A 25,665-nucleotide genomic window follows, 5' to 3' on the forward strand; every position below is an offset into this window, starting at 1 on the left:
TCATTACCTATTCATCATTGTTTCTCCAAGCAAAAAATGAATTGAATTTTCATAGACAACTGTGGAGAGATCAAATTTTCATTTTGGAATCCTGCCCCATTGCCATTAGGCTAAAAAGAACGAGTTACCCCAAAACAATAAAAACAAGCAAAATGCACAAAATTTTTGTTATAGGGGTATTATAAGATCTTAACTTGATGGGCATGCATCAAGTTAAGATTTTGAGGCACTCTATATTTACCAGACAGGTCTAAACTTCAATGGTAAATTACCTTCATTTGCTTCATAAACTAATTTTGTTAAATCTTCCTTGAGCATTTGCATTCGTTCAGCACCTATGTTTTCAATCCAACGTTGCTCAATCTCAGTTAGTATCTTCTCTTTTGCTTGCACTACTAACCAACCTCGTTCAGTCAAAACAATAATTTTCCCTCTCTTATCAGTGGGATGAGTTTTACGCATTACATAACCACTTTTTTCAAGAAAATCCACCATTTTACTTACAGCTTGCTTTGTAATTCCTAAATATTCAGCTAGTTCTATACCTGTTGCTCCATTAGGAGTGATGTATTTAAACATAAAACCATGTATAGGTCTAATATCTCCGAATCCCAATTCACTCAATCTGTCATGTAGTTCATTAATCGATGTACTAAAGGATAATGACAAAAGTGATGTAAGATCTAATTCACTAAATACTTGATGATTCATACATAAAACCTCCTCGAATAAAGTCAATTTAGTTGACTTTATTCGGATTCCATTGTACTACAAACAACATAATCAATCAAGTTCACTATGTTGTTTTTGTTATAAAAGAAATATGGCCCACTTAAAGCAACGCATTATTTTTAAACTGGAAATAATAAGACTCTCAATAAGTTTGTTTCCTTTACTTCCATAACTTTTAGCCTTTTCTCCATTCTGCAATTCTAAACTTTTAACATAATAAGTACACATATATACAAACAAAAAAACTCCCATCAATCTAAAAAAAACGGATACTCATAGAAATGAACATACGTTTCAACTTAAATGAATATAACATTCATGAAATTAACCTACTATAGAAACTAAAAGAACGTTCTCTATGTCTTATATAATAAAATTTCTTTTATAAACAGTAATAGAACTCAAATATTCAAAAATTTAACAGCTGTATTACAAAAGGTAACCTTTAGTAAGTTGGATTGTTTTATGTAACCGCAATATCCTTAAGGTAATTGTACGTCAAGAAATATTTACTCACATAAAAGCTCATTAAAATTACATATTAATAAGAAATAACATGATGAAAATATCGATTTTTTCAAAAAAATTTCCTCATCACAAAAATATACAGGTTACTTTAAATATCCAATTAATTATAATTTCCTACTAAAATAAAGGAATTATTTTATTTATTTGATATAATTTATGTGATTACAATAAATGCACGGGGAATAAAAGATTACAAATCATCTATACGGAGGTATGAGAAATGGATGAACAACGAGACATAGGGCCTAAAATAGAAAAAAGCTTTGAATTAATAGGAAAAAGATGGACAGGATTAATTATTTATGTACTAATGAGTGGTCCTAAACGTTTTAGTGAAATTCATTCAATGATTCCAGATTTAAGTAAACGTATGCTTACAGAAAGAATGAAAGAGCTTGAGGATAACGATATGGTAGTGCGACACGTGATTGCGGAACGCCCTGTACGAATAGAGTATTTACTAACAAAAAAAGGAACAGAATTAGGAAGAATTCTTGGACCAATTAGTCAATGGGCCGAAAGTTGGATAAAAGAGTAATTAAAAAGGCCCTCTCAAATACATAAATCAAACACATATTAAGAAAAGATGAAGTGCAATTTCCTAAAAAATATAGTCAATCAATTCAATAAGTAGACAATTCATATTAAAAAAATTACACTGTTTCATACTAAAGTAATAACTGATCTCATCTTAGAAAGGCAGGAAGAAACAAATGGCAAATCTTCTTTATATTACAGCGCATCCACTTGACGATACTGAATCATACAGTTTGACAGTTGGAAAAGAATTTATTAAATCCTATAAAGAATTAAACCCCCATGATGAAGTTGTTCATCTTGATTTATACAAAGCAGATATTCCATATCTTGATGCTGATGTATTTAGTGGGTGGAAGAAACTTAGATCTGGCATTCCTTTACATGAATTAACACCTATTGAAATATCAAAAGTAGGACGTCTAGCTGAATTAGGCGGACAATTTGTATTAGCTGACAAGTATGTATTCGTCACTCCAATGTGGAATTTCTCTATTCCAGCCATTTTAAAAACATATCTTGACGCCGTGGCTGTATCAGGAAAAACATTTAAGTATACAAAAGAAGGAGCAGTAGGATTATTAACAGGTAAAAAAGCATTGCACATTCAAGCACGTGGCGATATTTATTCTGAAGGACCAGAAGCACATAGAGAGATGGGGCATCGGTATTTAGAGGTTATGATGGAATTCTTTGGAACCTCTTTCTTTGAAGGAATATTTGTCGAAGGACATAACAAATTTCCAGGACAGGCTGAAGAAATTAAGGAAAAAGCTATTATTAGAGCTAAAGAAGTTGCTAAATATTTTTAAATATTTCAATCTAAAAACTCTCCTAGGCTTTTCTTCACTTACCTTGTATCTAATTCATCCCACAATATTATCTCGCTCTATAGTATTTTGTACATCAACTTAATCCACTAAAATAATTTTCAGTCGTTTACTCAGATTATTTTAGGACTATAATTATAGCCCTTATAGTGGACACTAAAAAGATGGCTCCGGTAGAATACCGAAACCATCTTTTTTAGTGCTTGATTTTTTAGAGTCTTTTTATTAAACTGTCCATTTTATAGAGTACAGTTCAATTCTTTACAATCTCAATTGATTGACAGTAACTATATTTACATCAACCAAGAAATCAAAAAGGGAAGGGTGACAAGAGACATAAGCGCACTAATAACAAAAGAAGAAGCTGTCTCACCTGCTAGACTGTCAAATTTCACTGAAATCATAGCAGCTACTGCAGATCCTGGGAATGCTACTAATAAAACTAACTTTGTTACGTCATCTGAAGATAATCCTATTGCAAGCGCAATTCCAAGCATGACAAGTGGTTGAACGATTACTTTAAGAAGTGAAATCCCAAATGCAGTTGGGCTAAATTGAACTTTACGAATTCCGATTGTGACCCCAACTGCAAATAACGCTGCACCCGATGTAATGCCACCAATTTGCTCTAAACTCTTCGCTAATAAATGTGGTGACTGGAACCCGAATAGCACAAGAATAACCCCAATTAAAGGAACACAGGCTAGCGGCTCTGAAAGACCATGTAAAATTGATTTAACAGTTACTTTCAAAAGACTTTCTTTCTCGTCAGTCTCTTCATTCTGACGTTGACCCACTGCACCAATAATAGTAGCTAATGGATCTAGCATGGCATTCACAACGATTCCTGTAATGGCAATTGGAAGCGCAGCCACACTTGCTCCAAACAAACTTCCTAAAACCGGAGTTCCCATAAATGCAAAAGTTGGTTGGGCTGAGTTTAAAGAAAACATTGATGCTTTTGTTAATGAAAACTTAAATACGTATTTAGCAATTAACAGGAAAACAATATAAAAACCTACAATACTAATAACTAAGGCAAGTAAAAATGGCCATTTTTCAATTAATGTTTGCTTAGGGGTTGTTGTAATCCCCACAAATAGATGGGCTGGTAATGCAAATTTAGTTACTAATGTATTTAATCCTTTTGATGTCGTCGCATCAAATTTTTTAAAATATCCAGCTAAATATCCTAATAGGATGGTAAAGAAAATAGGTGTTAAAATAATAAAGATTTGACTAATATCCATTTTAAAATCCTCCATACTTCACTTTGATCTAAGCGTATATATCCTAAATTACGATTTAATTTCAAAGTGAATAATTTCTATTAAATACCGATGCCTATCAAGGTGATAGGCATTCATTTAAACTTACATAGCTATCTCCGAATTTTCACTAGCTTTGATTTGCTTATAAGTTGGATGCCACATGGCATCTTTTACAGCTTGTTCAACATCTTCTGGAACATGTTGAGCCACGCCGTCTTGAATAGCTGCTTTTGCAACTTTAATTGCTACTGCTATAGAAACAGCACGCAAGTCCTTTGTACTTGGAAGTAATGAAGCACCAGTTTTACGACTATCAGTCATATCAGTCACAGCATTTGCAACAGCAGTAAACATACCACTTGTAATCACTTTAGCTTTTACGACAATCGAACCAAGTCCTAAACCTGGGAATACAAATGCATTGTTAGATTGACCAATTTCGTATACTGTACCTTTATAAGAAACGGGCTCAAATGGACTTCCTGTTGCAATTAGTGCTTTTCCATCTGTCCAAGTAAGTAAATCTTGCGGAGTTGCCTCTGCTAATGGCGTTGGGTTTGACATTGGCATAATGACTGGGCGTTCCACATGTTTGACCATTTCTTTTACGATTTCTTCTGAGAAGGCTCCCGTTACACCTGATGTTCCAATCAGAATAGTAGGTTTTACTTGTTTAATTACTTCCAGAAGAGTTATTTTACCGGATTCATCACGCGCCCAATTTTTTACTTCTTCCGATTTTTGTAAGTAAGGTTTTTGGAAGTTTAAAATACCATCCATATCGTCTGTTAAAAGTCCTCGGTAATCAACAGCCCAAAATCTACTATATGCTTCTTCTGTCGAAAGACCATCAAACACCATCGCATTATGAATTTGATCAGCATTACCAATCCCTGCGGCCCCTGGTCCAAATACCACTACTCGATGCTCTCGTAATGGGACGTCAGTAACTTGAACAGCAGAAAGGATAGCTGCTAATGTAATAGCTCCAGTACCTTCAATGTCATCATTAAATGTTAAAATCTTATCTCCGTATTTCTCAATAATGTTGCGCGCATTGACATTACCGAAGTCTTCCCAATGTAATAAAGCATTTGGGAACATTTCTAATGCTTTTTCAACATATGCATCAATAAATTCGTCGTATTTTTCGCCTCGAACACGTTCATGTCGATTTCCAATATAAAGAGGATCTTGTAACAACTCTTCGTTGTTTGTCCCCACATCTAACACAACAGGTAACACACGACTGGGATCGATACCAGCAGCTGCCGTGTAAACAGCCAATTTACCAACAGAAATATTAATTCCATTTGCTCCCCAATCTCCAATACCCAAAATACTTTCAGAATCTGTAGCTACAATTAAATCAATATCCTCTGCTTTAACTCCACTATTTGCAAATGCTTTTTCAATTCCATCCATATCATTAATAGAAAGATAAACACCGTCTGGACGATGATATTCATGACTATACTCTTGAATGGCTTGTCCAACAGTCGGAGTGTAAATGATAGGTAACATTTCACTAAGATGATCTGTTAGTAATCGATAGAATAATACGGTATTGCGATTAGATAAATCGTTTAACCAAACATTTTTTCGTAAGTTATTAGGCTGTTCTTTAAATTGTCGATAAGCACGTTTAACTTGTTCTTCTAACGTTAAAACTGTTGGAGGTAATATCCCTTCTAAGCCAAGATCTTTACGTTCTTGTTTTGTAAATGCTAATCCTTTATTTAAGAAAGGTTGAGCAAGAAGATTTTTCCCTTTCAAATTTGTTTGAATAGATCTGTCATTGGAAAGATTAAATGTAGTCATGTGATTATTCCTTCTTTCTAGATGCTTTGTATTGTATTCTTTTTTTTATTTATAAGAGAACCATAATTGGGTAGTAATAAAAAATTCATATGGCTTCTTTAATATGAGTTATCCTTTTTCTAAATAGGTTCCTTTTTACATAAAATTGTTATGCTGTCATACAACTTTCTATATCAAGATTGGCATTGTATTTGGTACGTCGACATACTCAATCGTTTTTAACTGATTACTTTGTCTAACGACCAAAATAAACGAGAAACGATTTCTACAATAATATTCAAAGGAGTCAATACTGGATGAATAACGAGATAGATAACAACTGAAAAGATCAGTGCTCCAATCGTTGTTTCCATCGTTTGACTATAAGGCCCTCCACCTAGCTTTACATTGAAGAGGACGATACTTCCCTAAAATAGTGCAGGAAGAATAGCTAAGAGAATATCCATTTGATTCAAACCTTCTTTCTTAAAACCTTAATGTATTTGTAAAGTGTCTTATTTGATTGCGTTACTCGAGGTTACTAATAGTAACTTGTGTCACTCAACGTTACTAATCGTAACCAACGTATTTTAAATAGTCAACAATTTTATTTTTCCTTATTTTCCCTTACCTTTACTTCTAATTATTTTTTATCGGCTAGTAAATAAATAGTTTCCTCTATATAAACACAAATTAAAACCATATAAAATAAAGGTTTTGTTTTTTACTTACATCAAAAAATTAATAGAAATAATTTAGAGAATAAGAACCTATATAGATGTTTTTTTAGAAAGGAAAATGTAAATACAATAAAAAATCTTTGGATAATAAAATAACTAAGTTACTATTTGTAACTTAGTTATTTTATTATCCCTCTATATGTGGTTTATTATCTATCATAGTAAAAACAGAAAGGTGAGAATGAATAATGGCAAAAGTGATGTAAGATCCAATTCACTCAGTATTTGATGATTCATACATAAAATCTTCTTAAATAAAGTCAACTTAGTTGACCTCATTCGAATTCTATTGTACTATGAGTAATATAGTCAACGCGATTGACTATATTCGGAGTATAAAAGGAATAGGATTCACCGAAACAAAAATTAATACATTATGGAGGTTTCTCATGGCTAATATCGTTAAAATTAGAGGAAGTGTATTTGCTCCTTATGCTTGGTTAAAGCCTATTAAGGAGTCTGCAACAGGAAGAATCTTAGAATATGCTGGTGATGCACGTGAATTTACACCATATGCCGTAAACACAATGCGATCAAGATTAGAGCAAGAAGTGATTATTGATTTTTATAAAAAAGAAATTTTCACATTTGCAGATGCTTGTATTACAACTGTAAAAATTACAAATCCAGATGGTTCTATTGAGCATAAAAAAGGAAAAACAGGTACAGACAACATTGTATGTACGAATGTTGTGTGGGGCACTGATGAAGTTTCTTTTGAAATGAGAGCAAGTGCCAGCAACCCTTTAGATACAGCAGCACCTGCGGCTGACTATTTATTAACTATACGTGTTAACAGAAATGGAACTTTGCATATTGAAGGTTCTCATGATGGGTTCCCTTGCTATGAATTTTATAAGCAAACGGATTTTGGTCGATTTGAATTAATCTATACACATGATTACAGAAAAACCGGTGATACTCCAGCGGCGCTAGCTGGAGAAATGGAATACAGTTTTAAAAAGACAATTTAAATATAAATATGAATCAGAAGCGTATTACTATTTAGACAAGAAAGAGCGAATATGAAAGGAAAAGCAATTGATTATGAGAAAGAAATTGCAACCTGTTTTGCTCAATGATTAAAGGTTATGTATTATCCAAAATAAAATTACAGAGGTGTTTCTCATGACTAATATCGTTAAAATTAGAGCAAGTGTATTCATTCCAACGTCTTGGACTGCAATAGGTTGGACTGGACCTAAGGAAGATAAACAAACGGGAAACTTAATCGAATTCGAAGGTGACGCACGTGAATTTACCCCTTATGCTGTAAACGCTATGCGTTCTAGAGTTGAACAAGAAGTAGTTGTAGATTTTCACAAAAAAGAAATTTTCACATATGGGAACACGGGTATAACAACAGAAAGAGTCACAACTCCAGATGGTTCTGTTAATAAGAAATCAGGAAAAGCTAGTACAGAACGTATTGTATGCACTGATATTGAATGGGCTTCTGATGACGTCAAGTTTCAAATGAGTGCAAGTGCTAGCAATCCATTAAATATAAATGCACCTGCTGTTGACTATCTTTTAACTGTGCATGTCAAAAAAGATGGTACTGTTGAGATTCAAGGTGCACATGACGGATTCCCTTGCTATGAATTTTATAAACAAACAGATTTTGGTCCGTTTGAACAAATTCATACACATGATTTCAGAGAAACTGGTGATACAGCTGAAGCTCTAGGTGGAGACATGGAGTATAGTTTTAAAAAGATATTGTAAAGACAATATCTTTTCCCTTTTAGTGAAGATGCAAAGTTTCTTAAAAGATAAACAAGAGCCTGAATATATGAGGAAATATTATGTGGCTATTAGTAATTTCTGTAAATTATGATACGCCGAAAAGGCGAAGTCTATTTGAAGACTTCGCCTTTGTTTATACAGGGCATGAACGGTTTCGATTCCTTTTATCGTACGTGAAACATAACGTAGATTTTTATAAAAAAGAAATTTTCTCATATGCAAATACGGGTATAACAACAGAAAAAGTCACAACACTAGATGGTTCAGTTAATAAAAGAGCAGGAAAAGTTGTTTTATTCCCATAAAAAACTAAATTTCACTTATCCTACGGGAGCAAATATACAAATTATTTTAGGGTTATTTTAGCCCATACACAAGAAGCGATGGATCAAGTATTAGAGAATATGGCAATGGAACAACTCGTTACATTATTAGTAAATAAAATAAATGCTTCGTATAGAGTGTATATTTTTTTACGCCACTTATAACTTATATAGTTACAAGTGGTGCGATAAAAAGAAAAGTGAGGAAACGTATATATGACTGTAAAAATTAAAGTTTATTCTGATTTTGTATGCGCATTTTGTTTTTTAGCAACAGGTCCTTTGGATGAGGTTGTAAAGGAAAAAGATGTAGAAGTAGAATGGATGCCATTTGAATTGCGTCCTAGTCCATCTCCGAAAGTTGATCCACGGACACAACCTCGTGTAATGGAAGCTTGGAATTCATTTATTTATCCTACTGCTAAAAAATTAGGATTAGAAATAAAGTTACCACATTTTCGTTCGTATACGCACCTTGCGTTTGAAGGTTATCAATTTGCAAAAGAACATGGAAAAGGAAATGAGTTTCACCATAGAGTGTTTATTGCACATTTCCAAGAGGAACAAAATATTGAAGACATCGAAGTGTTAACAAAATTGGCGGAGGAAGTGGGACTTTATCAGGATGCATTTAAAGAAGCATTAGTATCACGAAAGTACCGAGAAATGCATCAAAAAGCTATAAAACATGCCCATCAAGAAGTACAAATTATGGCTGTTCCAACATTCATGATTGGTGATGAGGTCATTCAAGGATTTACTAGCAAAGAAAAATTAGCAAAGGCGATTGATCAAGAACTAGAAAAGGGTAATGAGAATGCGTTAGATGGACTGCAATGTACTGTAGATAGAGATTGTTGATGATAGATTGGATTAGTGGAAAAATATAGATCAACAAAATTAAAGTCAATTAAGTTGACTTTATCAGAATTCTATTGTAATATGCATAATGTGGTCAATTAAGTTGACTACATTACTTTTGTTATAAAAGAAATGGGATCCCCCCTTTTTATTGAGTAAATAATAACAACGTAAGAGTGAATAACAGGAGGAAAAAAACATGACAACAGTTTTATTTGTAAAAGCAAACAATCGTCCAGCAGATCAAGCAGTTAGTGTGAAATTATATTATGCTTTTTTAGCAAGTTATAAAGAATCACATCCAAATGATACAGTGGTAGAGCTTGATTTATACAATGAGGAATTGCCATATGTAGGAGTAGATATGATTAACGGTACATTTAAGTCTGGTAGAGGATTTGATTTAACAGCAGAAGAAGCAAAGGCAGTAGCTGTTGCTGATAAATATTTAGATCAATTCCTTGCAGCTGATAAAGTTGTATTTGGTTTCCCGTTATGGAATTTAACAATCCCAGCCGTACTACACACATATATTGATTACTTAAACCGCGCGGGCAAAACATTTAAGTATACGCCAGAAGGTCCAGTAGGTCTTATTGGAAATAAGAAAATTGCATTATTAAACGCAAGTGGCGGTGTATATTCTAAAGGACCAAAAGCTGAAATGGAAATGGCTGTTAAATATGTAGCAAGTATGATGAGCTTCTTCGGTGCAAAAGATATAGAAAAAATAGTAATTGAAGGTCACAACCAATTCCCAGATAAAGCAGAAGAAATTATTGCTGCAGGGCTTGAAAAAGCGATTAAAGTAGCAAGTACGTTCTAATTAACAAAACACTTGTCACTCTATATGGCAGTACCAACACTTTTATAGCGGTGGTACTGCTTTTTTTATTTACTTATCCCTTTATTTTTGAGTGGCAAGAATACAATTGATGCGAGCTTTCTACGCTCAAATTATTCAAATGAAAGAAGGATTACATTATAATGGAACGATTATGGACAAAGAACTATATAATGTTGACAATTACAGCATTATTACTATTTAGTGGTTTTTATTTACTCATGCCAACACTACCTATTTTTATTAAACAATTAGGTGGAAGTGAATCTCAAGTTGGATTTATTATAGGAGTGTTTACAATATCGGCAGTCATTTTACGTCCTATTGTTGGAGGATTAATGGATCGATATGGTCGACGAGTATTTATAATAAGCGGACTATTATTTTTTGCAATTACAATGTATTTTTACGATTGGGTAACAGGAGTTATATTTTTAGTGGTATTACGTATCCTCCATGGAATCAGCTGGGCAATTGCTACAACTTCGATTGGTACAGCTGTGACTGATGTGATTCCACAATCTCGTCGTGGAGAAGGAATGGGATGGTATGGACTTGCCATGACTTTAGGTATGGCTTTAGGACCAATATTAGGTCTTTGGATAGTAAAATCATTATCATTTCATTATTTATTCCTTCTATGTACAGCCTTAGCAATTATGGCATTCATACTTGCATTTGGTACAAAAATCCCAGCAGTTCAGCATACATCAAAAAAGCCAATATCATTTTTTGAAAAAACTGTATTACCAGTCGCTATTGTTACATTTTTCCTATCCTTTACTTTTGGTGGCATTACAACATTTTTACCACTATTTGCGGCAAACATTCAAGTTAATGCTGGTACTTTTTTCTTAGTGTATGCTGTCACGCTTACAGTAATTAGACCACTTGCAGGGAAGATATCAGATAAACATGGAGAAGGGATCATCATTGTTCCTGCACTTTTTATACTGATAGTCGCACTATTAGTCCTAGCAATGACAAATGGGATTGTTGGACTAGTTATTACAGCTATTTTATATGGAATTGGATTCGGATCAGTACAACCCGCTCTTCAAATAGTAACTTTACGATTAGCTTCACCAGAGAAAAGAGGTGTAGCGAACGCTACATTCTTTACTGCTTTTGATTTAGGAATTGGTTTAGGCGCTATTCTTTTAGGGTTCGTTTCACAGCTCATGGGATATCAAATGATATTTATTGTTTGTGCTGTATCTGGGTTTATTAGTCTGTTAATTTTTATTTTGCTTGTAAAAAAGATGCTAAAATAACTTTTTAATTTACAAAAAAAAGAGCTATTCTTTTTGTAGAAATATACAGAAAGAATAGCCTATCTTTTCATTTGAGAGAAATTTTATTTTGTTCCCCTAAACGAAAAAAATGAGATGAACTTCCCCAAACGATAAATTTTTATTTCTCCTTCAAAAATTCACAGTGTATTCATTGATATATTTCTAACCCTAGGATATCTTAAATCTTAATATTTTAATGTTCGAATTTATTTCTTAAAGAACTTTTTAAGGCATTTAAACACATCCTCCTTATTTTTCAATATATAATACCTAAACTTCTCCTCTTCAATGTTTTTATAAACAGAAAAGAGGGTAGATGATGGACGTTTATACTGATTCACTTCCCCATAGCCAAACATATTACACTTCTTCATCAACTCTTCCACAAGCTTTACGCATCTAGCATTATCCGAAGTTAAATTATCACCGTCTGAAAAATGGAATGGATAAATATTATAACGGTCTGGTGAATATTTATTATCGATTAACTCAAGTGCTTTTTTGTATACGGAAGAACAGATCGTTCCGCCACTTTCTCCTTTTGAGAAAAACTCTTCTTCTGTAACGACCTTCGCTTCCGTATGGTGAGCAATAAACTCAATGTCTACGGTTTCATACTTTGTGCGTAAAAATCTTGTCATCCAGAAAAAGAAGCTACGTGCCATATACTTCTCCCATATTCCCATCGATCCACTCGTATCCATCATCGCTAATACAACAGCTTTTGAATCTGGCTTTAACACTTCATTCCAAGTACGGAACTTTAAATCTTCTTGGTGAATTGGATGGAAAGATGCTTTACCACGCATTGCATTTCGTTTATATGCAGATATCATCGTTCGTTTCTTATCGATATTTCCCCATAATCCTGTTTTTCTAATATCATTAAATTCAATGTGTTCAATCCGGTTTTCATCCAGTTCTTTTCTCTTTAAATTAGGCAACTCTAACTCTTTGAAAAACGCTTGCTCCAATTCTAAAATTGAGACTTCCGCTTCATAATAATCTTCTCCAGCTGCATCTCCTGCCCCTTGCCCTTTTCCTGGTCCTTTCTGCTTTTGACCACCTGATCCATCTCTCGCAACGACATCACCAACTTTGCTGTCACCGTTCCCTTGCCCAACATGTTTATTTTTATCATAATTGTATCTAATCTTATATTCATCTAAAGAACGAATCGGTATTTTCACAACATCCCTACCATTAGACATAACAATATTTTCTTCTGTTACAAGATCTGGTAAATTATTTTTAATTGCCTCTTGTACTTTTTCTTGATGGCGTTGTTGGTCGTCATATCCTTTGCGATGGAGGGACCAGTTTTCCTGTGAAATTGTATAGTTTGGTTGATTTTCTTCGCCCATGCCTTTCCCTCCTTACTGTATTTGTTTTCTCTTATGAACAGCAATCTATAATTTTGTTTTCTAGTGTGCGTAACTAGAATATTTGAAAAATAACTGTTCATCGAAAATCATCCCATAAACATATATAGCGTTTTTCATACAATACTCCGAGCATCTTAAACAAAATTTTGCCACTCACATAATATAAAGAAACATTCAGCCGTTGATAAGAAAGAAACACAATGCATTGTTGCACACATTTTCGTTTTGCAACATATTGTATTGTGTTGGCTTTTTTGTATGAATGGTTGGTTACTCTATCATATGCATATTGTAAAAATAATTGACAAGAAATTCATAAAATCGCATCTTAATTTATTATATTCGGACAAGTTATGACATTTTTCACAAATATCAATAGATAACAAAACGCCGTCCCAAGAATAAGAGACAGCGTTTTGTTATCAAACTATCGATTTAACAAACTACCTACATATCGTAACAATTCATTCGCAGATGAAGAATTATAGCCATGCTCATCAATTAAGCGTGCAACAACATCATTGATTTTCTTAAGCTGATTTTCGTCTGGTGTTTTCGTTGATGTTGTAATTTTCACTATATCTTTTAAATCAGCAAATAGTTTTTTCTGAATCGCTTCACGAAGACGTTCGTGTGAATTATAATCAAAGCGTTTCCCTTTACGTGCATAGGCAGAAATGCGAATTAAAATTTCTTCACGGAATGCCTTTTTAGCATTTTCTGAAATTCCAATTTGCTCTTCAATCGAACGCATAAGTTTTTCATCTGGGCTCATTTCTTCGCCCGTTAACGGATCACGTAATTTTGACTTATTGCAGTACGCTTCGACGTTATCTAAGTAATTATCCATAAGTGTCTTAGCTGATTCTTCGTATGAATAAACAAACGCTTTTTGTACTTCTTTCTTAGCAATTTCATCGTATTCTTTTCTCGCTAATGAGATGAAATTCATATAGCGCTCTCGGTCTTCACTACTAATTGACGGGTGCTGATCTAATCCGTCTTTTAACGATCTCAGTACATCTAGTGCATTAATAGATGGTACCTCTTTTCGAATAATTGTAGAAGAAATTCGGTTAATGACATAACGAGGGTCAATCCCCTTCATACCTTCATCTTGATATTCGCGTTGCAGCTCCTCTACATCAATCGTATTATATCCTTCTACCGTTTCTCCATCATATAAACGCATCTTTTTAATTAAATCAATATCTGGACGCTTCGGGTCTTTTAAACGAGTTAAAATAGTGAACATTGCTGCAACGCGAAGTGTATGCGGTGCAATATGAACATTGGACACATCACTTTCACGAATCATTTTTTCATAAATATGTTCTTCTTCACTAACCCGTAAATTATATGGAACCGGCATTACAATAATTCGTGAATGCAATGCTTCATTTTTCTTATTTGCTATGAAGGAACGATACTCTGTTTCATTTGTATGCGCTACAATTAATTCATCCGCTGAAATAAGCGCAAATCTTCCTGCTTTAAAATTCCCTTCTTGTGTAAGCGATAGTAAATGCCATAAAAATTTCTCATCACATTTTAACATCTCTTGGAATTCCATCATGCCGCGGTTCGCCTTATTTAATTCTCCATCAAATCGATATGCACGAGGATCTGATTCCGAACCGTATTCTGCAATTGTAGAAAAGTCTAGACTACCTGTTAAATCGGCAATATCTTGTGATTTTGGATCAGAAGGACTAAATGTACCAATTCCTGTACGGCGATCTTCAGAGAAGAAAATACGCTCTACAACTACATCCTCAATTCTTGACCCGTATTCTTGCTCTAGACGCATAACATTTAATGGTGATAAATTCCCTTCAATTCTTACTCCATACTCATCAAAGAAATCATTCCGTAAATGCTGCGGAATTAAATGAAGTGGATCTTCATGCATTGGGCAGCCTTTTATTGCAAAAATTGCTCCACGATCTGTTCGTGAATATGTTTCTAATCCTCGTTTCAACATCGTAACTAATGTTGATTTCCCACCACTAACAGGCCCCATTAATAACAAAATACGTTTCCTAACATCTAATCGTTTTGCAGATGGATGAAAATATTCTTCCACAAGGCGTTCTAAAGCATCCTCTAATCCAAATAGCTGATTACTAAAGAAGTTATATTTTCTTCTACCATCAACTTCTTCAATTCCAGCATCTTTTATCATATTGTAAATGCGAGAGTGTGCTGTTTGAGCCACCCATGGTCTTTCTTTCACAAGCTCCAAATACTCCGCAAACGTACCTTCCCATTGTAAACGTTCTTCTGCTTCCCGATATTGTTCAATTTTCTTTAGAATATCCATTATAGCTCCTCCCCCATCTCCTTGTTCAATCGGATTATTATAAAAGGTATGCTAGGATGTCCTTAAACATTCTTTAAATCAAAACGAAATATATAATAGCGCTATAAAATTCTCTCCAAAATTCAAAGAAAATTCTGTATAATAAAGGTATTAAAGTTTTCACGCTGCTATTCATTGTAAATAAATTCTTTTCTTCTAGGAACCTTACATACATTTCGATTCACAAATAGGATTCGTAAACCGAAAAAGTAAGGAGGAAATTAGTATGAAGTTATTATTAATTTTAGGTGTATCACTCACATTTCTTACAGCTATTTTCACATCTGGTTATAACGATAAACCAGGTACACAAAAAAAGTGATGTGCTTTTCAGCACATCACTTTTTTTCTTGTTTTTTATACACTATTTAAAATAAATATTTTCCACATCGTATATCGATAAAGGGCGATTATAAAAATAACCTTGTACGATTTTTACATTCTTTTCCTTTAAAAACTGTATTTGTTCCGCCTTTTCTACTCCTTCTGCAATTACATTTAACCCTAGAGTATGTGCTAAATGAATAATTGCAGCCGTAATATTCGTATCTCTTTCATCTTTATATATACCTTCCATAAAAGAACGATCAATTTTTAACGTATCAATCGGATATGTTTTTAAATAACTTAAAGATGAATATCCCGTTCCAAAGTCATCTAAATGAATCTTTAAATTTTGTTCTTTTAACTGCAACAACACTCTTTTCGATAAATCTTTATGTATAAGAGCCCCTTCTGTAACTTCTATTGCTAATAAATGAGGAGGGACATCGTACTTATTTAAAGCGCGTGTAATCATCTCTATTAATGTAATAGAACGAAAATGTCTAGCTGAAATATTGACTGCAATTGGTACAACTTCATATCCTTTATTTAACCATTCACGTATTTGCTCACAAACTTGATGTACTACCCATTCATCAAGTTTAATAATAAATCCTGTTCTTTCAGCAAGTGGGATAAATTGATTTGGCGAGACAAAACCTAGCTCCTTATTCTCCCATCTTATTAGGGCTTCCATACTGGCTATCTTTCCCGTTTCAATATTAATTTGAGGTTGATAATATAGGAAAAATTCATTTTTCTCTATAGCACGATGTAACTGATTCTCCATTATAAACCTTTGTTCACGTTCACAATCTAATCCACTACAATAAAAATGATAATATCCTTTTCCTTTTTCCTTTGCTTTTTCCAAAGCTGCGTCGACTCTTTGGAAAAGCATTTTTTCATCCATTCCATCTTCTGGGGCCATTATAATCCCAATTGATGCACTCAAATAAACATCCTCTTCTTCTATTACAAAATGCTCACTAATTTTTTTAAATATTGTTTGTGCAACTTCCTCTACGCATTCTTTCGTTATATTTTCTATTAACATAACAAATTGATCATCATGTTCTCTAAATAAATGCATATCTTCTATTTTTAGTTCCCGTAGGCATTCAGTAACTTTTTTTAATACTTGATCCCCTTCTTTATGACCAAATATATCATTAATAAGGTGAAATTCATCCAAATCTATAAAAACCAATGCAAATTCTTTATTATCATCTAAAAATTCATTTAGTTTATTTGTACATGATATTCTATTCATTAACCCCGTTAACTGATCGAAGTAAGCCAAATACTCTGTTTTCATCTCATTTAATACTTGCCTCGTAACATCCCTCGTAACAATGTACACCCCGACGATTTCACTATTCACAATAATGGGGATAGTCCTCGCAGAAATATAAAGTTCATATCCTTCTTTATGAACATATTTCTTTGCAACAATTTGTTTTGCTTTTCCCTGTAAAGCATTCTTAAATATAATTTGAAAAGTTTTTTCATACTCTTTATTTATAAACTGAAAAATAAGTTTGTCCTTTAACTCTTCATATCGATACCCAAAAATTTCATAAGTTGCTGGATTTGCATATATAATTCTTCCAATAGAATCTACAGATACAATGGAATCATTATTATATTCTAGTAATGACTTAAATAACATTTGTTTTTCTTCTATTTCCACTTTTTTCTTAACCTGTGCTGTAATATCTCTAGTAATACAAATAATAAACTGACATGTTCCATTTACATCGCATACTGGATTAAGTGAAGATTCATAATGTATATCACCAGTTGGCAAACTAATTACATCACAAAATGTAATTGCTCTCGCTTCTCTCATTACTTTTGCATATTGTCCTTGTAATAACCTTGCCGTATCTTCTGGTAATACTTCTGCAAAAGTTTTTCCATAACATTCTTTCCCTAGCCTGGCGTGATCCATTCCTATTTTATTCACATAAATATATTTAAAAGTTTCATCATCAATAACTTTCACAATAAACGCTAAATCTTGAATAGCATGTAGCAGTCCCTGTCTTACTAAATCCATATCTATCATACTTAAAAAGGTATTTTGATTATTATATTGTTCTTTCATATTTATCTCAACCCGTCTTATCTATTTTTATTCATATATCTCATTCTATATGAATATGTACCTTTTTTAAAATGTATGATTACATATTTTTAAAAAAAATAAAAAAGTCGCCAAATGGCGACTTTTAATAAACGATTTCTAAATCTAATCCTGGATAATTTTGTTGACGGAACGCTTCATAAATTAAAATTGCTGCTGTATTAGATAAATTTAATGAACGTACTTTATCCGTCATTGGAATACGTAAACAATGATCGAAGTTTTCTTCAATTACATTAGCTGGTAATCCATTTGTTTCTCTTCCAAATACGAAATAGTAATCCTTCTCACGTTTGCTATAATTAAATGCTGTATGAGCTTTCTCGCCATACTTTGTTAAATAGAAGAATTCACCATCTTTATTTTTCTCATAAAATTCTTCGATTGAATCATAATACGTAACTTTTACGTGCTGCCAATAATCTAGTCCTGCACGCTTTAACATTTTGTCATCCGTTGAAAATCCAAGCGGTCTAATCAAATGTAACTCTGTTCCAGTTGCTGCACAAGTACGTGCAATATTTCCTGTATTTGCTGGAATTTCTGGTTGATATAAAACAACATGTACTCCCACGCGATATTCACCTCTATTTTTTATCTACTACGTATTATACCACTTGAACGAAAAATCTCTACCCATTAATAATATGAAAGAATTTATATTTCATTTGTGGTGTATATTTACTAGAGTCTTCATAGTTCCAATAACGCCTGCGGCTATTCGCTGAATGTGCATTTACAAGCGGCATACCATCTGCGTCTTTTGCTACTACAATTGTCGTATGATTCCACCTACCATCATCCTCAAAATCATACGCAATTACATCGCCAAGAATAAGGTCTTCTGGCTTTTCTACTGCTTCTGCTCGAAGACCAGCTGTAGCACCTGACAAATACCAATAAAAAGAGTGTGCTACAGCCCAGCTCCAACTCCACTGGTTTCCCCTTTGCCACCACCCTTTACGAATATTAGGATGTCCATTCATTGGTACTTCTCCAGTGTGCAGACATTGTGAAATAAAATTTGTACAATTATCAGGAAAATTACGGTATGCAGAATTGCGATCATCCCACCAACGCTCTGCATATTTCACTGCCTCTAAACGATTATATTGATATGAACCGTATTTTTCTTTCGTGACTTCCCGTTCTAACGTTTCACCTACTCCTATTTCTTCTGACACTTCAAGAGCATAATCATCTATTATACAACTATTTTTTAAACAAACTCGTCGTTTTAATTGTTCCTCTTCGATATAAAATAATTCTTTATGCTTAATTAAATATTTCAAGTGTATTTGATAATCAATTTCTTGATGCTCATTACTATTTAATTGTCTAATGAAAGAAATATCTGCAGTTGCTTTCACTATATCTGCACTACGCTTTTGAAACAATTGTTTCTTTCTCTGTACCATTTGTAACAAATCTACTGCAATACCATCTACATCTGTTCGTTTCTCTGTTATATATGCTAAAAACTGTTGCACTTGCTTTTCAATACTCACTTTTACAACCATTCAGTCTCCCTCCCATATTACAATATGAAAAAGGGAGATATTATCTACTCTTTTTTCTGTGCTAACAATTCAAGTCCACGATTCATTTCATGAAGAACCTCTTCATCTTTCTCACGTTCCATCGCCTTTTCAATCGCTTCTCCTACTCCATCTCCACCAATTTTCCCAAGTGCCCATGCTGCTGTTCCCCGAAGTACTGGTCTTGGATCATCTTTCATAACACCGATTAAATCAGGAATTGCTGCTGTTTCTTTAAAATGTGCAAGTGCTAAAATAGCATTTCGTTGCAATGGCTTTTTACCTCTCCATGAACCAGACATAATCCCATATTTTCCTTTAAAATCACGATTACTAATTGTTAAAAGTGGTGTTAATAATGGTTTAACTAATTCAGGATCAGGCTCCATTTCAGGATGGTTATGAAAATCCATTCCTTTATTTTTCGGACAAACAGTCTGACACGTATCACATCCATATATACGATTTCCTATTTTATCGCGATATTCTTCAGGCAAAAATCCTTTTGTCTGTGTTAAAAATGCAATACATTTCTTCGAGTCCAACTGGCCGCCTTGTACTAAAGCACCTGTAGGACAAATATCAATACATTTCGTACAACTTCCACATTGATCTTCTATTGGCCGATCAGGAGGGAATGGAATATTCGTAATCATTTCGCCTAAGTATACATACGAACCAAATTCCGGCGTAATAATAGCGCAGTTCTTACCGCTCCATCCAATACCGGCACGCTCTGAAACAGCTCGATCACTTAGCTCCCCTGTATCAACCATTGATTTCACTTCTATATCCGGAAGCTTTTCGATTAAATACGCCTCTAACTTTTGCAAACGATCTCGTAAAACAAGGTGATAATCTTGGCCCCAAGAAGCACGGCAAAAAATCCCACGACGTTCTCCTCGTTTACTTAATGGTGCATTTTTTAATTTTGAAGGATATGCTAAAGCAATCGCAATAATTGATTTCGCACCAGGTAACAATAGCTGTGGATTCGTTCTCTTCTCTATATCAGGCTCTTCGAATCCAGACTGATAATTCAATTGTTGTTGCTGGATTAGACGCTGCTTTAATTCCTCAAATGGTGAAGCACTGGCAAAACCTATTTTATCTATACCAATCGTTTTACTATACGCAATTACATCTTGCTTTAATTGTTCAAAGTCCATTTTCAATCGCCTCCTCCGATGAATCCATCCCTTATGTAACGACTATATTGGTTATCAATTCACTTTTGGAATAATATTCTTCACTTCTATTTTCGCATACAATTATGATTTTCAAACATTAAAAAACGCAATGCTTCGTTTATCTTAGAAACGAAACACTGCGTTGATCACAATTTATTAGAAAAACATTAAATAAAATTTGGAGCGGGTGAAGAGAATCGAACTCTCGACCAGAGCTTGGAAGGCTCTTGTTTTACCACTAAACTACACCCGCAAATATGAAATAAATATTAGATATTGAAATAACTTATGTAAAGTAGTATAGCATGTAAAAAAAATCGAAGCAAGAAATTTATCGAAAAAAGTCGAAAAAGTGATGAGATACCTCATCACTTTTTCAATTCTTTATCAATCGCCTTCTTCATACTATCGAAATCAGGGTTTGCAAGATTCCCATTTATATATACTGAAGGAGCACCTTGAACTTTTAATTTTTGAGCACGATCTGAATCTTTACGTACTTTGTCTTTCATTTCTTTACTGTGTAAATCTTTTTTAAACTGTTCTACATTAATTTTTGGAAGCTTTTCTTTCACAATATTAAGAAGTAATTCTTCTGTAATCCATTCTTCCGTATCTTTCTTTTGATTTTGATAAATCTCATCATAGAAAATCCAGAATGAATCTTGATCTTGTTTATAAATTGCTTCACCAGCAGCTGCACCTAAATCAGAGTCTTTTCCGATAAACGGGAAGTTAATAAAATATAACTGCACTTCACCTTTATCAATATACTCTTCTTTTAATCGTGGTAATACTGTTACATCCCAAGTACGACAAGCTGGACATTTAAAGTCTCCAAATTCAACTACCTTAACTGGAGCATCATCTTTCCCTAAAGATTGTTGCGTAGAATAAGCAAACATCTCATTCCCTTTATCTTTCTTGTCATTTATGATGCTATACACAATCGTCCCGATTACAATCAATACTGCGATAGAAAAAACTATACCAAGAGCCATGAGTTTGTTTGATGATTTCATATACATTCCTCTTTAATTTCATATTCTGTATACATCATTGTACACAATACACATAATATCAATACTTACATAGGTCACGCAATGAACACGCTCACATAAATTACAAAAATACAACATTTGTGACAATATTGTGTCGTCTTTTGTCACAAATTATCCAAAAAAAGAAGCTCCTATTTAGGAACCTCTTTTAACTTACTGCTTTTTCACGGGCATTTTTTAACATGGATTGCTCTGTTTTTATATCATGACGAATTACTAATTTCTCACTAACTGCTTGCACATATTCATCATGATTTATATACCCTTCTTTCTCCATTAGCCTTAAAACTACATTCCGTCTCTCAACTGCTTTATCATAATTTTGTGCAGGTGAGTAATAAGCCGGTGCTTTTACTACAGCAGCCATCATTGCACTTTCAGCCAACGTTAATTGATCCACCTTTTTACCGAAGTAAAGGTTTGCTGCTTTTTCAATTCCCCATGCTCCTTCTCCGTAGTAAATATTACTCACATATAATTTTAAAATCTCATCCTTTGTGAATGTACGTTCAATCTTTTTCGTATAAAAAATTTCTTTCCACTTACGAGAAAATGTACGTTCATTAGATAAAAAAGCATTTTTAGATAGCTGCTGTGTAATCGTGCTTCCTCCTTGCACAACCCCACCAGCTTTTATATTTTCAATAGAAGCTCGAATAATTGCTATATAGTCTAAACCGTTATGATGATAAAACCTTTTATCTTCCGTCGCAATAAATGCGTGTGTTAATGATTCTGGCACCTCTAACTTAGCGGGTACATGTAATTTACTAATATCACTTCGCTCAATCATTACATTTCCAACGAATAATAATGCAAAACTTAACAATAATAATAATATAATGGCTTTATAAAGAAATTTAGTTAATGGATTTAATGCAACTTTTTGATGATAATTCACTCTAGATAATACTCGTTCTTTCATCTCGAACACCTCTTTTCCACACAGCATATAACTCTTAATTTAAGAATACCTTGTTGTAAAAGAATATCCCATCGATTTCTCTTACACCTACCTTACAACATTGTAAGGTGTAAAAATGTATTGTATCACAGTCCCTTTTTATCTACTATTCATATGAAATGTTGAATATATATTTGTTTATCACACTATTTATAGGAAGTAGGACTCTCCTTAATTTCACTTTATTCTTTTATTATATCAGTTTATACATTTATACTTTTAAACATCTAGCAATCTAATTATATACGATATATCACTATTATACAGAACGAACGTTCCGTAAATCAATACTAGCTTTCGAATTATCTCGCTATTTGTGGGTAGTAAGACTTCTCCCTCAAAACTTGGCTAAAGTAAGGAAGTTAGGTGTAGTCCTGCTTCCCCCACTAATTATTAGCCTACACTTTATTATTGTGACCTTTTTCTGAAACAGTATACATAAAGAAAAGGTTAGCAATTTGAGCTGTCCTCAAATAACTAACCAAAACTTTACAACCTTCCTATAAGATTATATGGCTGAACTTCCCATGTTTCGTATGGAATGAAATGCATTGCTTTCATCGCATCAAGTGTCCTTGATTTCATATGAGGACGCGTTATATACTCATCAATGTTCTCTTCGTTTAAAGCAACAAATTTAGCCTCTTGTATTTCTTCAGGTTGAATTTTTATGTCACCACTAACATATGCTACTTTAAAAACAACAGCTACAATATGCATAGAAGCATTATAATAAATCCCTGTAACTCCGATAGGCTTCACAGTTAATCCTGTTTCCTCCATTATTTCTCTGCAAACAGCTTGATCGAGCGCTTCCCCTTCTTCTACCTGTCCTCCAGGCATTTCCCACGTATCAGCTCGCCAGTGCACTTTCGTTAAAAGCACCTCATTCTTTTCATTTGTTAAATAACCTGCTACGGCAACGATATGCTTTGGTGTTTTATGCTCCACAGAAATACCTCCTAGAAATACGATTATTTAAAATACAAACCTATAACCATATTCCCTAGCAGCTACAAAATACCTTTAATACTTTATCACCTTAATTAACTCCATAAAAAAAGACCCTGTCCGTTAAAGGAAAGGGTCTTCTGTCTTATATCCCGCTATTTATGGGCAGTAAAACTCCCACCTCAAAACTCCGCTGGAGCAAAGAAGTTAGGTGGGAGATCAACTGCCCGTAAACGCCCGATTGGTTCAACTAATAATCAGTGGGGGATGAACAAAACCCCCACTGATTAAAGTTTCACTTTATTATTCCCCTAAGTCTACGTTGTGGTAAACTTGCTGTACATCTTCTAAATCTTCTAATGCATCAACCATTTTTTCAAATTGTACTTGAGCATCTTCAGGGAGTTCTACATCACTTTGTGCAAGCATTGTTAATTCTGCAACTGTAAATTCTTCAACACCAGCATTTTTAAGTGCAGATTGTACAGAATGGAACTGATCAGGTTCAGCATAAACGATGACAGAATCTTCTTCTTCTAGAATGTCACGTGCATCTACATCCGCTTCCATTAAAATTTCAAGAACTTCATCTGATGTTTTACCTTCAAGACCGATAACCGCTGTCGCATCAAACATGTAAGCTACAGAACCGTTTACACCCATGTTACCACTGTTTTTGCTAAATGCAGCTCGTACATCAGCTGCAGTACGGTTTACGTTATTTGTAAGGGTATCTACAATTACCATAGATCCGTTTGGTCCAAATCCTTCATAACGAAGCTCGTCATAGTTTTCTTCTGAACCGCCTTTTGCCTTTTCAATCGCACGGTCAATAATTGTTCTTGGTACGTTGTATGTTTTCGCACGCTCTAATACGACTCTTAGCGTTTGGTTTGATTCTGGATCTGGCTCGCCTTGTTTTGCTGCCACATAAATTTCACGTCCAAATTTCGCGTATATACGGCTTGTATTTGCATCTTTTGATGCTTTTTTTTCTTTAATATTGTTCCATTTACGGCCCATACTTTCCACTCTCTTTCCCATTTTAAATCTACATAAAAATATTAATATGAAATATAATGTGTATTCAACACATTTTTAAAAGAAATATAAAAAGTTCATTTTTGATTCATATTACAGACATAATATAAATCACTATCATTTTGTTCTTTCGACAAGTTATATTATACATGAATTCCTAAGTTTATTACGAATTTTAGAATCACATAGCATAATTTAACAAAAAAAACTCTAACATTTCTGTTAGAGTTTTTTTAAGTCACCGATACCGATGGTCGGGGTCGAACCGACACTCCCGAAGGAACACGATTTTGAGTCGTGCGCGTCTGCCAATTCCGCCACATCGGCATAAAATAAAGGCGGCAACCGGATTTGAACCGGTGGTAAAGGTTTTGCAGACCTCTGCCTTACCACTTGGCTATGCCGCCATATGAAGTTAAAATGGAGCGGAAGACGGGATTCGAACCCGCGACCCCAACCTTGGCAAGGTTGTATTCTACCACTGAACTACTTCCGCAAAAATGGCTGGGCTAGCTGGATTCGAACCAGCGCATGACGGAGTCAAAGTCCGTTGCCTTACCGCTTGGCTATAGCCCACCGAAGTTTTACTTAATTATATGTAAGTATCCATTAATTTATTTGTAATTTTAAAAAATAAAAATGGGGCGACTGATGGGAATTGAACCCACGAATGCCGGAGCCACAATCCGGTGCGTTAACCACTTCGCCACAACCGCCATGTTGTGTTTATATATTTGGCAGGGGCAGTAGGAATCGAACCCACACTGGAGGTTTTGGAGACCTCAGTTCTACCTTTAAACTATGCCCCTATGTAAATGGTGGAGGGGGGCAGATTCGAACTGCCGAACCCAAAGGAGCGGATTTACAGTCCGCCGCGTTTAGCCACTTCGCTACCCCTCCGAAACTTACATGGTGCCGGCTAGAGGACTTGAACCCCCAACCTACTGATTACAAGTCAGTTGCTCTACCAATTGAGCTAAGCCGGCATATTTTATTAAAATGGTGGCTCGGGACGGAATCGAACCGCCGACACGAGGATTTTCAGTCCTCTGCTCTACCGACTGAGCTACCGAGCCTTATTAAAATGGCGGTCCCGACCGGGGTCGAACCGGCGATCTCCTGCGTGACAGGCAGGCATGTTAACCACTACACCACGGGACCATTTGGTTGCGGGGACAGGATTTGAACCT

Annotated in this window: 20 protein-coding genes, 11 tRNA genes and 3 pseudogenes; 8 read left to right on the forward strand and 26 right to left on the reverse strand. The window is 34.3% G+C overall.

Annotated features, from left to right (window positions below; genetic code table 11):
- Positions 1-237 precede the first annotated feature (237 nt).
- A complete protein-coding gene (locus MR071_RS22120) occupies positions 238-711 on the reverse strand; it encodes a MarR family winged helix-turn-helix transcriptional regulator (protein WP_087963133.1) in 474 nt (157 codons plus the stop codon).
- Between the two features lie 769 nt (positions 712-1,480).
- Here MR071_RS22120 and MR071_RS22125 point away from each other — a divergent pair.
- Positions 1,481-1,798, forward strand: coding sequence for a winged helix-turn-helix transcriptional regulator (locus MR071_RS22125; RefSeq protein WP_087963132.1), 318 nt, complete (start codon positions 1,481-1,483; stop codon positions 1,796-1,798).
- A 175-nt stretch (positions 1,799-1,973) separates the two neighbouring features.
- Positions 1,974-2,609, forward strand: a complete 636-nt coding sequence (locus MR071_RS22130; protein ID WP_002114593.1) for an FMN-dependent NADH-azoreductase — start codon at positions 1,974-1,976, stop codon at positions 2,607-2,609.
- Between the two features lie 311 nt (positions 2,610-2,920).
- Here the strand turns inward: MR071_RS22130 and MR071_RS22135 are convergent, their stop codons facing one another.
- The 3 genes and pseudogenes from MR071_RS22135 to MR071_RS22145 all read right to left on the reverse strand — a co-directional run.
- Positions 2,921-3,877 (reverse strand): AEC family transporter, encoded by a 957-nt coding sequence (locus tag MR071_RS22135; protein ID WP_002114592.1) that lies wholly within the window; start codon positions 3,875-3,877, stop codon positions 2,921-2,923.
- Positions 3,878-4,000: 123 nt separating this feature from the next.
- Positions 4,001-5,719, reverse strand: a complete 1,719-nt coding sequence (locus MR071_RS22140) for an NAD-dependent malic enzyme (RefSeq protein WP_105587924.1) — start codon at positions 5,717-5,719, stop codon at positions 4,001-4,003.
- A 177-nt stretch (positions 5,720-5,896) separates the two neighbouring features.
- Positions 5,897-6,120 (reverse strand): annotated as a pseudogene (locus MR071_RS22145) (GRP family sugar transporter); the annotation flags it as partial.
- A gap of 707 nt (positions 6,121-6,827) precedes the next feature.
- Between MR071_RS22145 and MR071_RS22150 the strand changes: the two are divergent.
- Positions 6,828-7,412 (forward strand): DUF3238 domain-containing protein, encoded by a 585-nt coding sequence (locus MR071_RS22150; RefSeq protein WP_105587923.1) that lies wholly within the window; start codon positions 6,828-6,830, stop codon positions 7,410-7,412.
- Between the two features lie 154 nt (positions 7,413-7,566).
- Positions 7,567-8,166, forward strand: a complete 600-nt coding sequence (locus tag MR071_RS22155) for a DUF3238 domain-containing protein (RefSeq protein ID WP_002114589.1) — start codon at positions 7,567-7,569, stop codon at positions 8,164-8,166.
- Positions 8,167-8,244: 78 nt separating this feature from the next.
- Here MR071_RS22155 and MR071_RS22160 read toward each other — a convergent pair.
- Positions 8,245-8,385, reverse strand: a pseudogene (locus tag MR071_RS22160) (IS6 family transposase); the annotation flags it as partial.
- Here MR071_RS22160 and MR071_RS22165 point away from each other — a divergent pair.
- From MR071_RS22165 to MR071_RS22180, 4 genes and pseudogenes are all read left to right on the forward strand, one after another.
- A pseudogene (locus MR071_RS22165) lies at positions 8,373-8,474 on the forward strand (DUF3238 domain-containing protein); the annotation flags it as partial. The pseudogenes MR071_RS22160 and MR071_RS22165 overlap by 13 nt on opposite strands.
- A gap of 252 nt (positions 8,475-8,726) precedes the next feature.
- Entirely contained in the window at positions 8,727-9,371 is a 645-nt protein-coding gene (locus MR071_RS22170) for a DsbA family oxidoreductase (RefSeq protein ID WP_105587921.1), read from the forward strand.
- Positions 9,372-9,570: 199 nt separating this feature from the next.
- Positions 9,571-10,197, forward strand: a complete 627-nt coding sequence (locus MR071_RS22175; RefSeq protein ID WP_105587919.1) for an FMN-dependent NADH-azoreductase — start codon at positions 9,571-9,573, stop codon at positions 10,195-10,197.
- A gap of 161 nt (positions 10,198-10,358) precedes the next feature.
- Positions 10,359-11,489 carry an MFS transporter gene (locus MR071_RS22180; protein WP_105587918.1) on the forward strand — a complete coding sequence of 377 codons (1,131 nt, stop codon included), beginning with the start codon at positions 10,359-10,361 and terminating at the stop codon, positions 11,487-11,489.
- A gap of 227 nt (positions 11,490-11,716) precedes the next feature.
- Here MR071_RS22180 and yhbH read toward each other — a convergent pair whose 3' ends face one another.
- From yhbH to MR071_RS22285, 21 genes are all read right to left on the reverse strand, one after another.
- Positions 11,717-12,874 carry a sporulation protein YhbH gene (yhbH, locus tag MR071_RS22185; protein WP_105587916.1) on the reverse strand — a complete coding sequence of 386 codons (1,158 nt, stop codon included), beginning with the start codon at positions 12,872-12,874 and terminating at the stop codon, positions 11,717-11,719.
- A gap of 448 nt (positions 12,875-13,322) precedes the next feature.
- Entirely contained in the window at positions 13,323-15,218 is a 1,896-nt protein-coding gene (locus MR071_RS22190) for a PrkA family serine protein kinase (RefSeq protein WP_002029658.1), read from the reverse strand.
- Between the two features lie 403 nt (positions 15,219-15,621).
- The gene (locus MR071_RS22195) at positions 15,622-17,691 is read right to left on the reverse strand and encodes a sensor domain-containing protein (protein WP_242238029.1); all 2,070 of its coding nucleotides are present in this window, start codon (positions 17,689-17,691) and stop codon (positions 15,622-15,624) included.
- A gap of 124 nt (positions 17,692-17,815) precedes the next feature.
- Positions 17,816-18,304, reverse strand: coding sequence for a tRNA (uridine(34)/cytosine(34)/5-carboxymethylaminomethyluridine(34)-2'-O)-methyltransferase TrmL (trmL, locus tag MR071_RS22200; protein WP_002029656.1), 489 nt, complete (start codon positions 18,302-18,304; stop codon positions 17,816-17,818).
- Positions 18,305-18,362: 58 nt separating this feature from the next.
- Positions 18,363-19,250 carry an amidase domain-containing protein gene (locus MR071_RS22205; RefSeq protein ID WP_105587911.1) on the reverse strand — a complete coding sequence of 296 codons (888 nt, stop codon included), beginning with the start codon at positions 19,248-19,250 and terminating at the stop codon, positions 18,363-18,365.
- A gap of 44 nt (positions 19,251-19,294) precedes the next feature.
- Positions 19,295-20,437 carry a tRNA epoxyqueuosine(34) reductase QueG gene (gene queG / locus MR071_RS22210; RefSeq protein WP_105587910.1) on the reverse strand — a complete coding sequence of 381 codons (1,143 nt, stop codon included), beginning with the start codon at positions 20,435-20,437 and terminating at the stop codon, positions 19,295-19,297.
- A 200-nt stretch (positions 20,438-20,637) separates the two neighbouring features.
- Positions 20,638-20,711 (reverse strand) — tRNA-Gly (locus MR071_RS22215).
- 115 nt (positions 20,712-20,826) lie between these two features.
- Positions 20,827-21,480: a DsbA family protein gene (locus MR071_RS22220; RefSeq protein WP_242238031.1), complete on the reverse strand. Its 654-nt coding sequence runs from the start codon at positions 21,478-21,480 to the stop codon at positions 20,827-20,829.
- A gap of 187 nt (positions 21,481-21,667) precedes the next feature.
- A complete protein-coding gene (locus MR071_RS22225) occupies positions 21,668-22,444 on the reverse strand; it encodes a transglycosylase domain-containing protein (RefSeq protein WP_002113878.1) in 777 nt (258 codons plus the stop codon).
- A gap of 528 nt (positions 22,445-22,972) precedes the next feature.
- The gene (locus MR071_RS22230; RefSeq protein WP_105587908.1) at positions 22,973-23,434 is read right to left on the reverse strand and encodes an NUDIX hydrolase; all 462 of its coding nucleotides are present in this window, start codon (positions 23,432-23,434) and stop codon (positions 22,973-22,975) included.
- A gap of 303 nt (positions 23,435-23,737) precedes the next feature.
- The gene (locus tag MR071_RS22235) at positions 23,738-24,457 is read right to left on the reverse strand and encodes a YebC/PmpR family DNA-binding transcriptional regulator (protein ID WP_242238033.1); all 720 of its coding nucleotides are present in this window, start codon (positions 24,455-24,457) and stop codon (positions 23,738-23,740) included.
- 263 nt (positions 24,458-24,720) lie between these two features.
- Positions 24,721-24,802 (reverse strand) — tRNA-Leu (locus tag MR071_RS22240).
- 9 nt (positions 24,803-24,811) lie between these two features.
- Positions 24,812-24,882: transfer RNA gene (locus tag MR071_RS22245), tRNA-Cys, on the reverse strand.
- A 14-nt stretch (positions 24,883-24,896) separates the two neighbouring features.
- Positions 24,897-24,971: transfer RNA gene (locus MR071_RS22250), tRNA-Gly, on the reverse strand.
- A 5-nt stretch (positions 24,972-24,976) separates the two neighbouring features.
- Positions 24,977-25,051, reverse strand: a tRNA-Gln gene (locus tag MR071_RS22255).
- Between the two features lie 64 nt (positions 25,052-25,115).
- Positions 25,116-25,191 (reverse strand) — tRNA-His (locus tag MR071_RS22260).
- Positions 25,192-25,210: 19 nt separating this feature from the next.
- Positions 25,211-25,284 (reverse strand) — tRNA-Trp (locus MR071_RS22265).
- A 7-nt stretch (positions 25,285-25,291) separates the two neighbouring features.
- Positions 25,292-25,375: transfer RNA gene (locus tag MR071_RS22270), tRNA-Tyr, on the reverse strand.
- A 10-nt stretch (positions 25,376-25,385) separates the two neighbouring features.
- Positions 25,386-25,461: transfer RNA gene (locus tag MR071_RS22275), tRNA-Thr, on the reverse strand.
- 14 nt (positions 25,462-25,475) lie between these two features.
- Positions 25,476-25,551 (reverse strand) — tRNA-Phe (locus MR071_RS22280).
- 9 nt (positions 25,552-25,560) lie between these two features.
- Positions 25,561-25,636: transfer RNA gene (locus tag MR071_RS22285), tRNA-Asp, on the reverse strand.
- Between the last annotated feature and the right edge of the window lie 29 nt (positions 25,637-25,665).

It is taken from the genome of Bacillus cereus group sp. BfR-BA-01316 (assembly GCF_022664195.1).
Lineage (GTDB): Bacteria > Bacillota > Bacilli > Bacillales > Bacillaceae_G > Bacillus_A.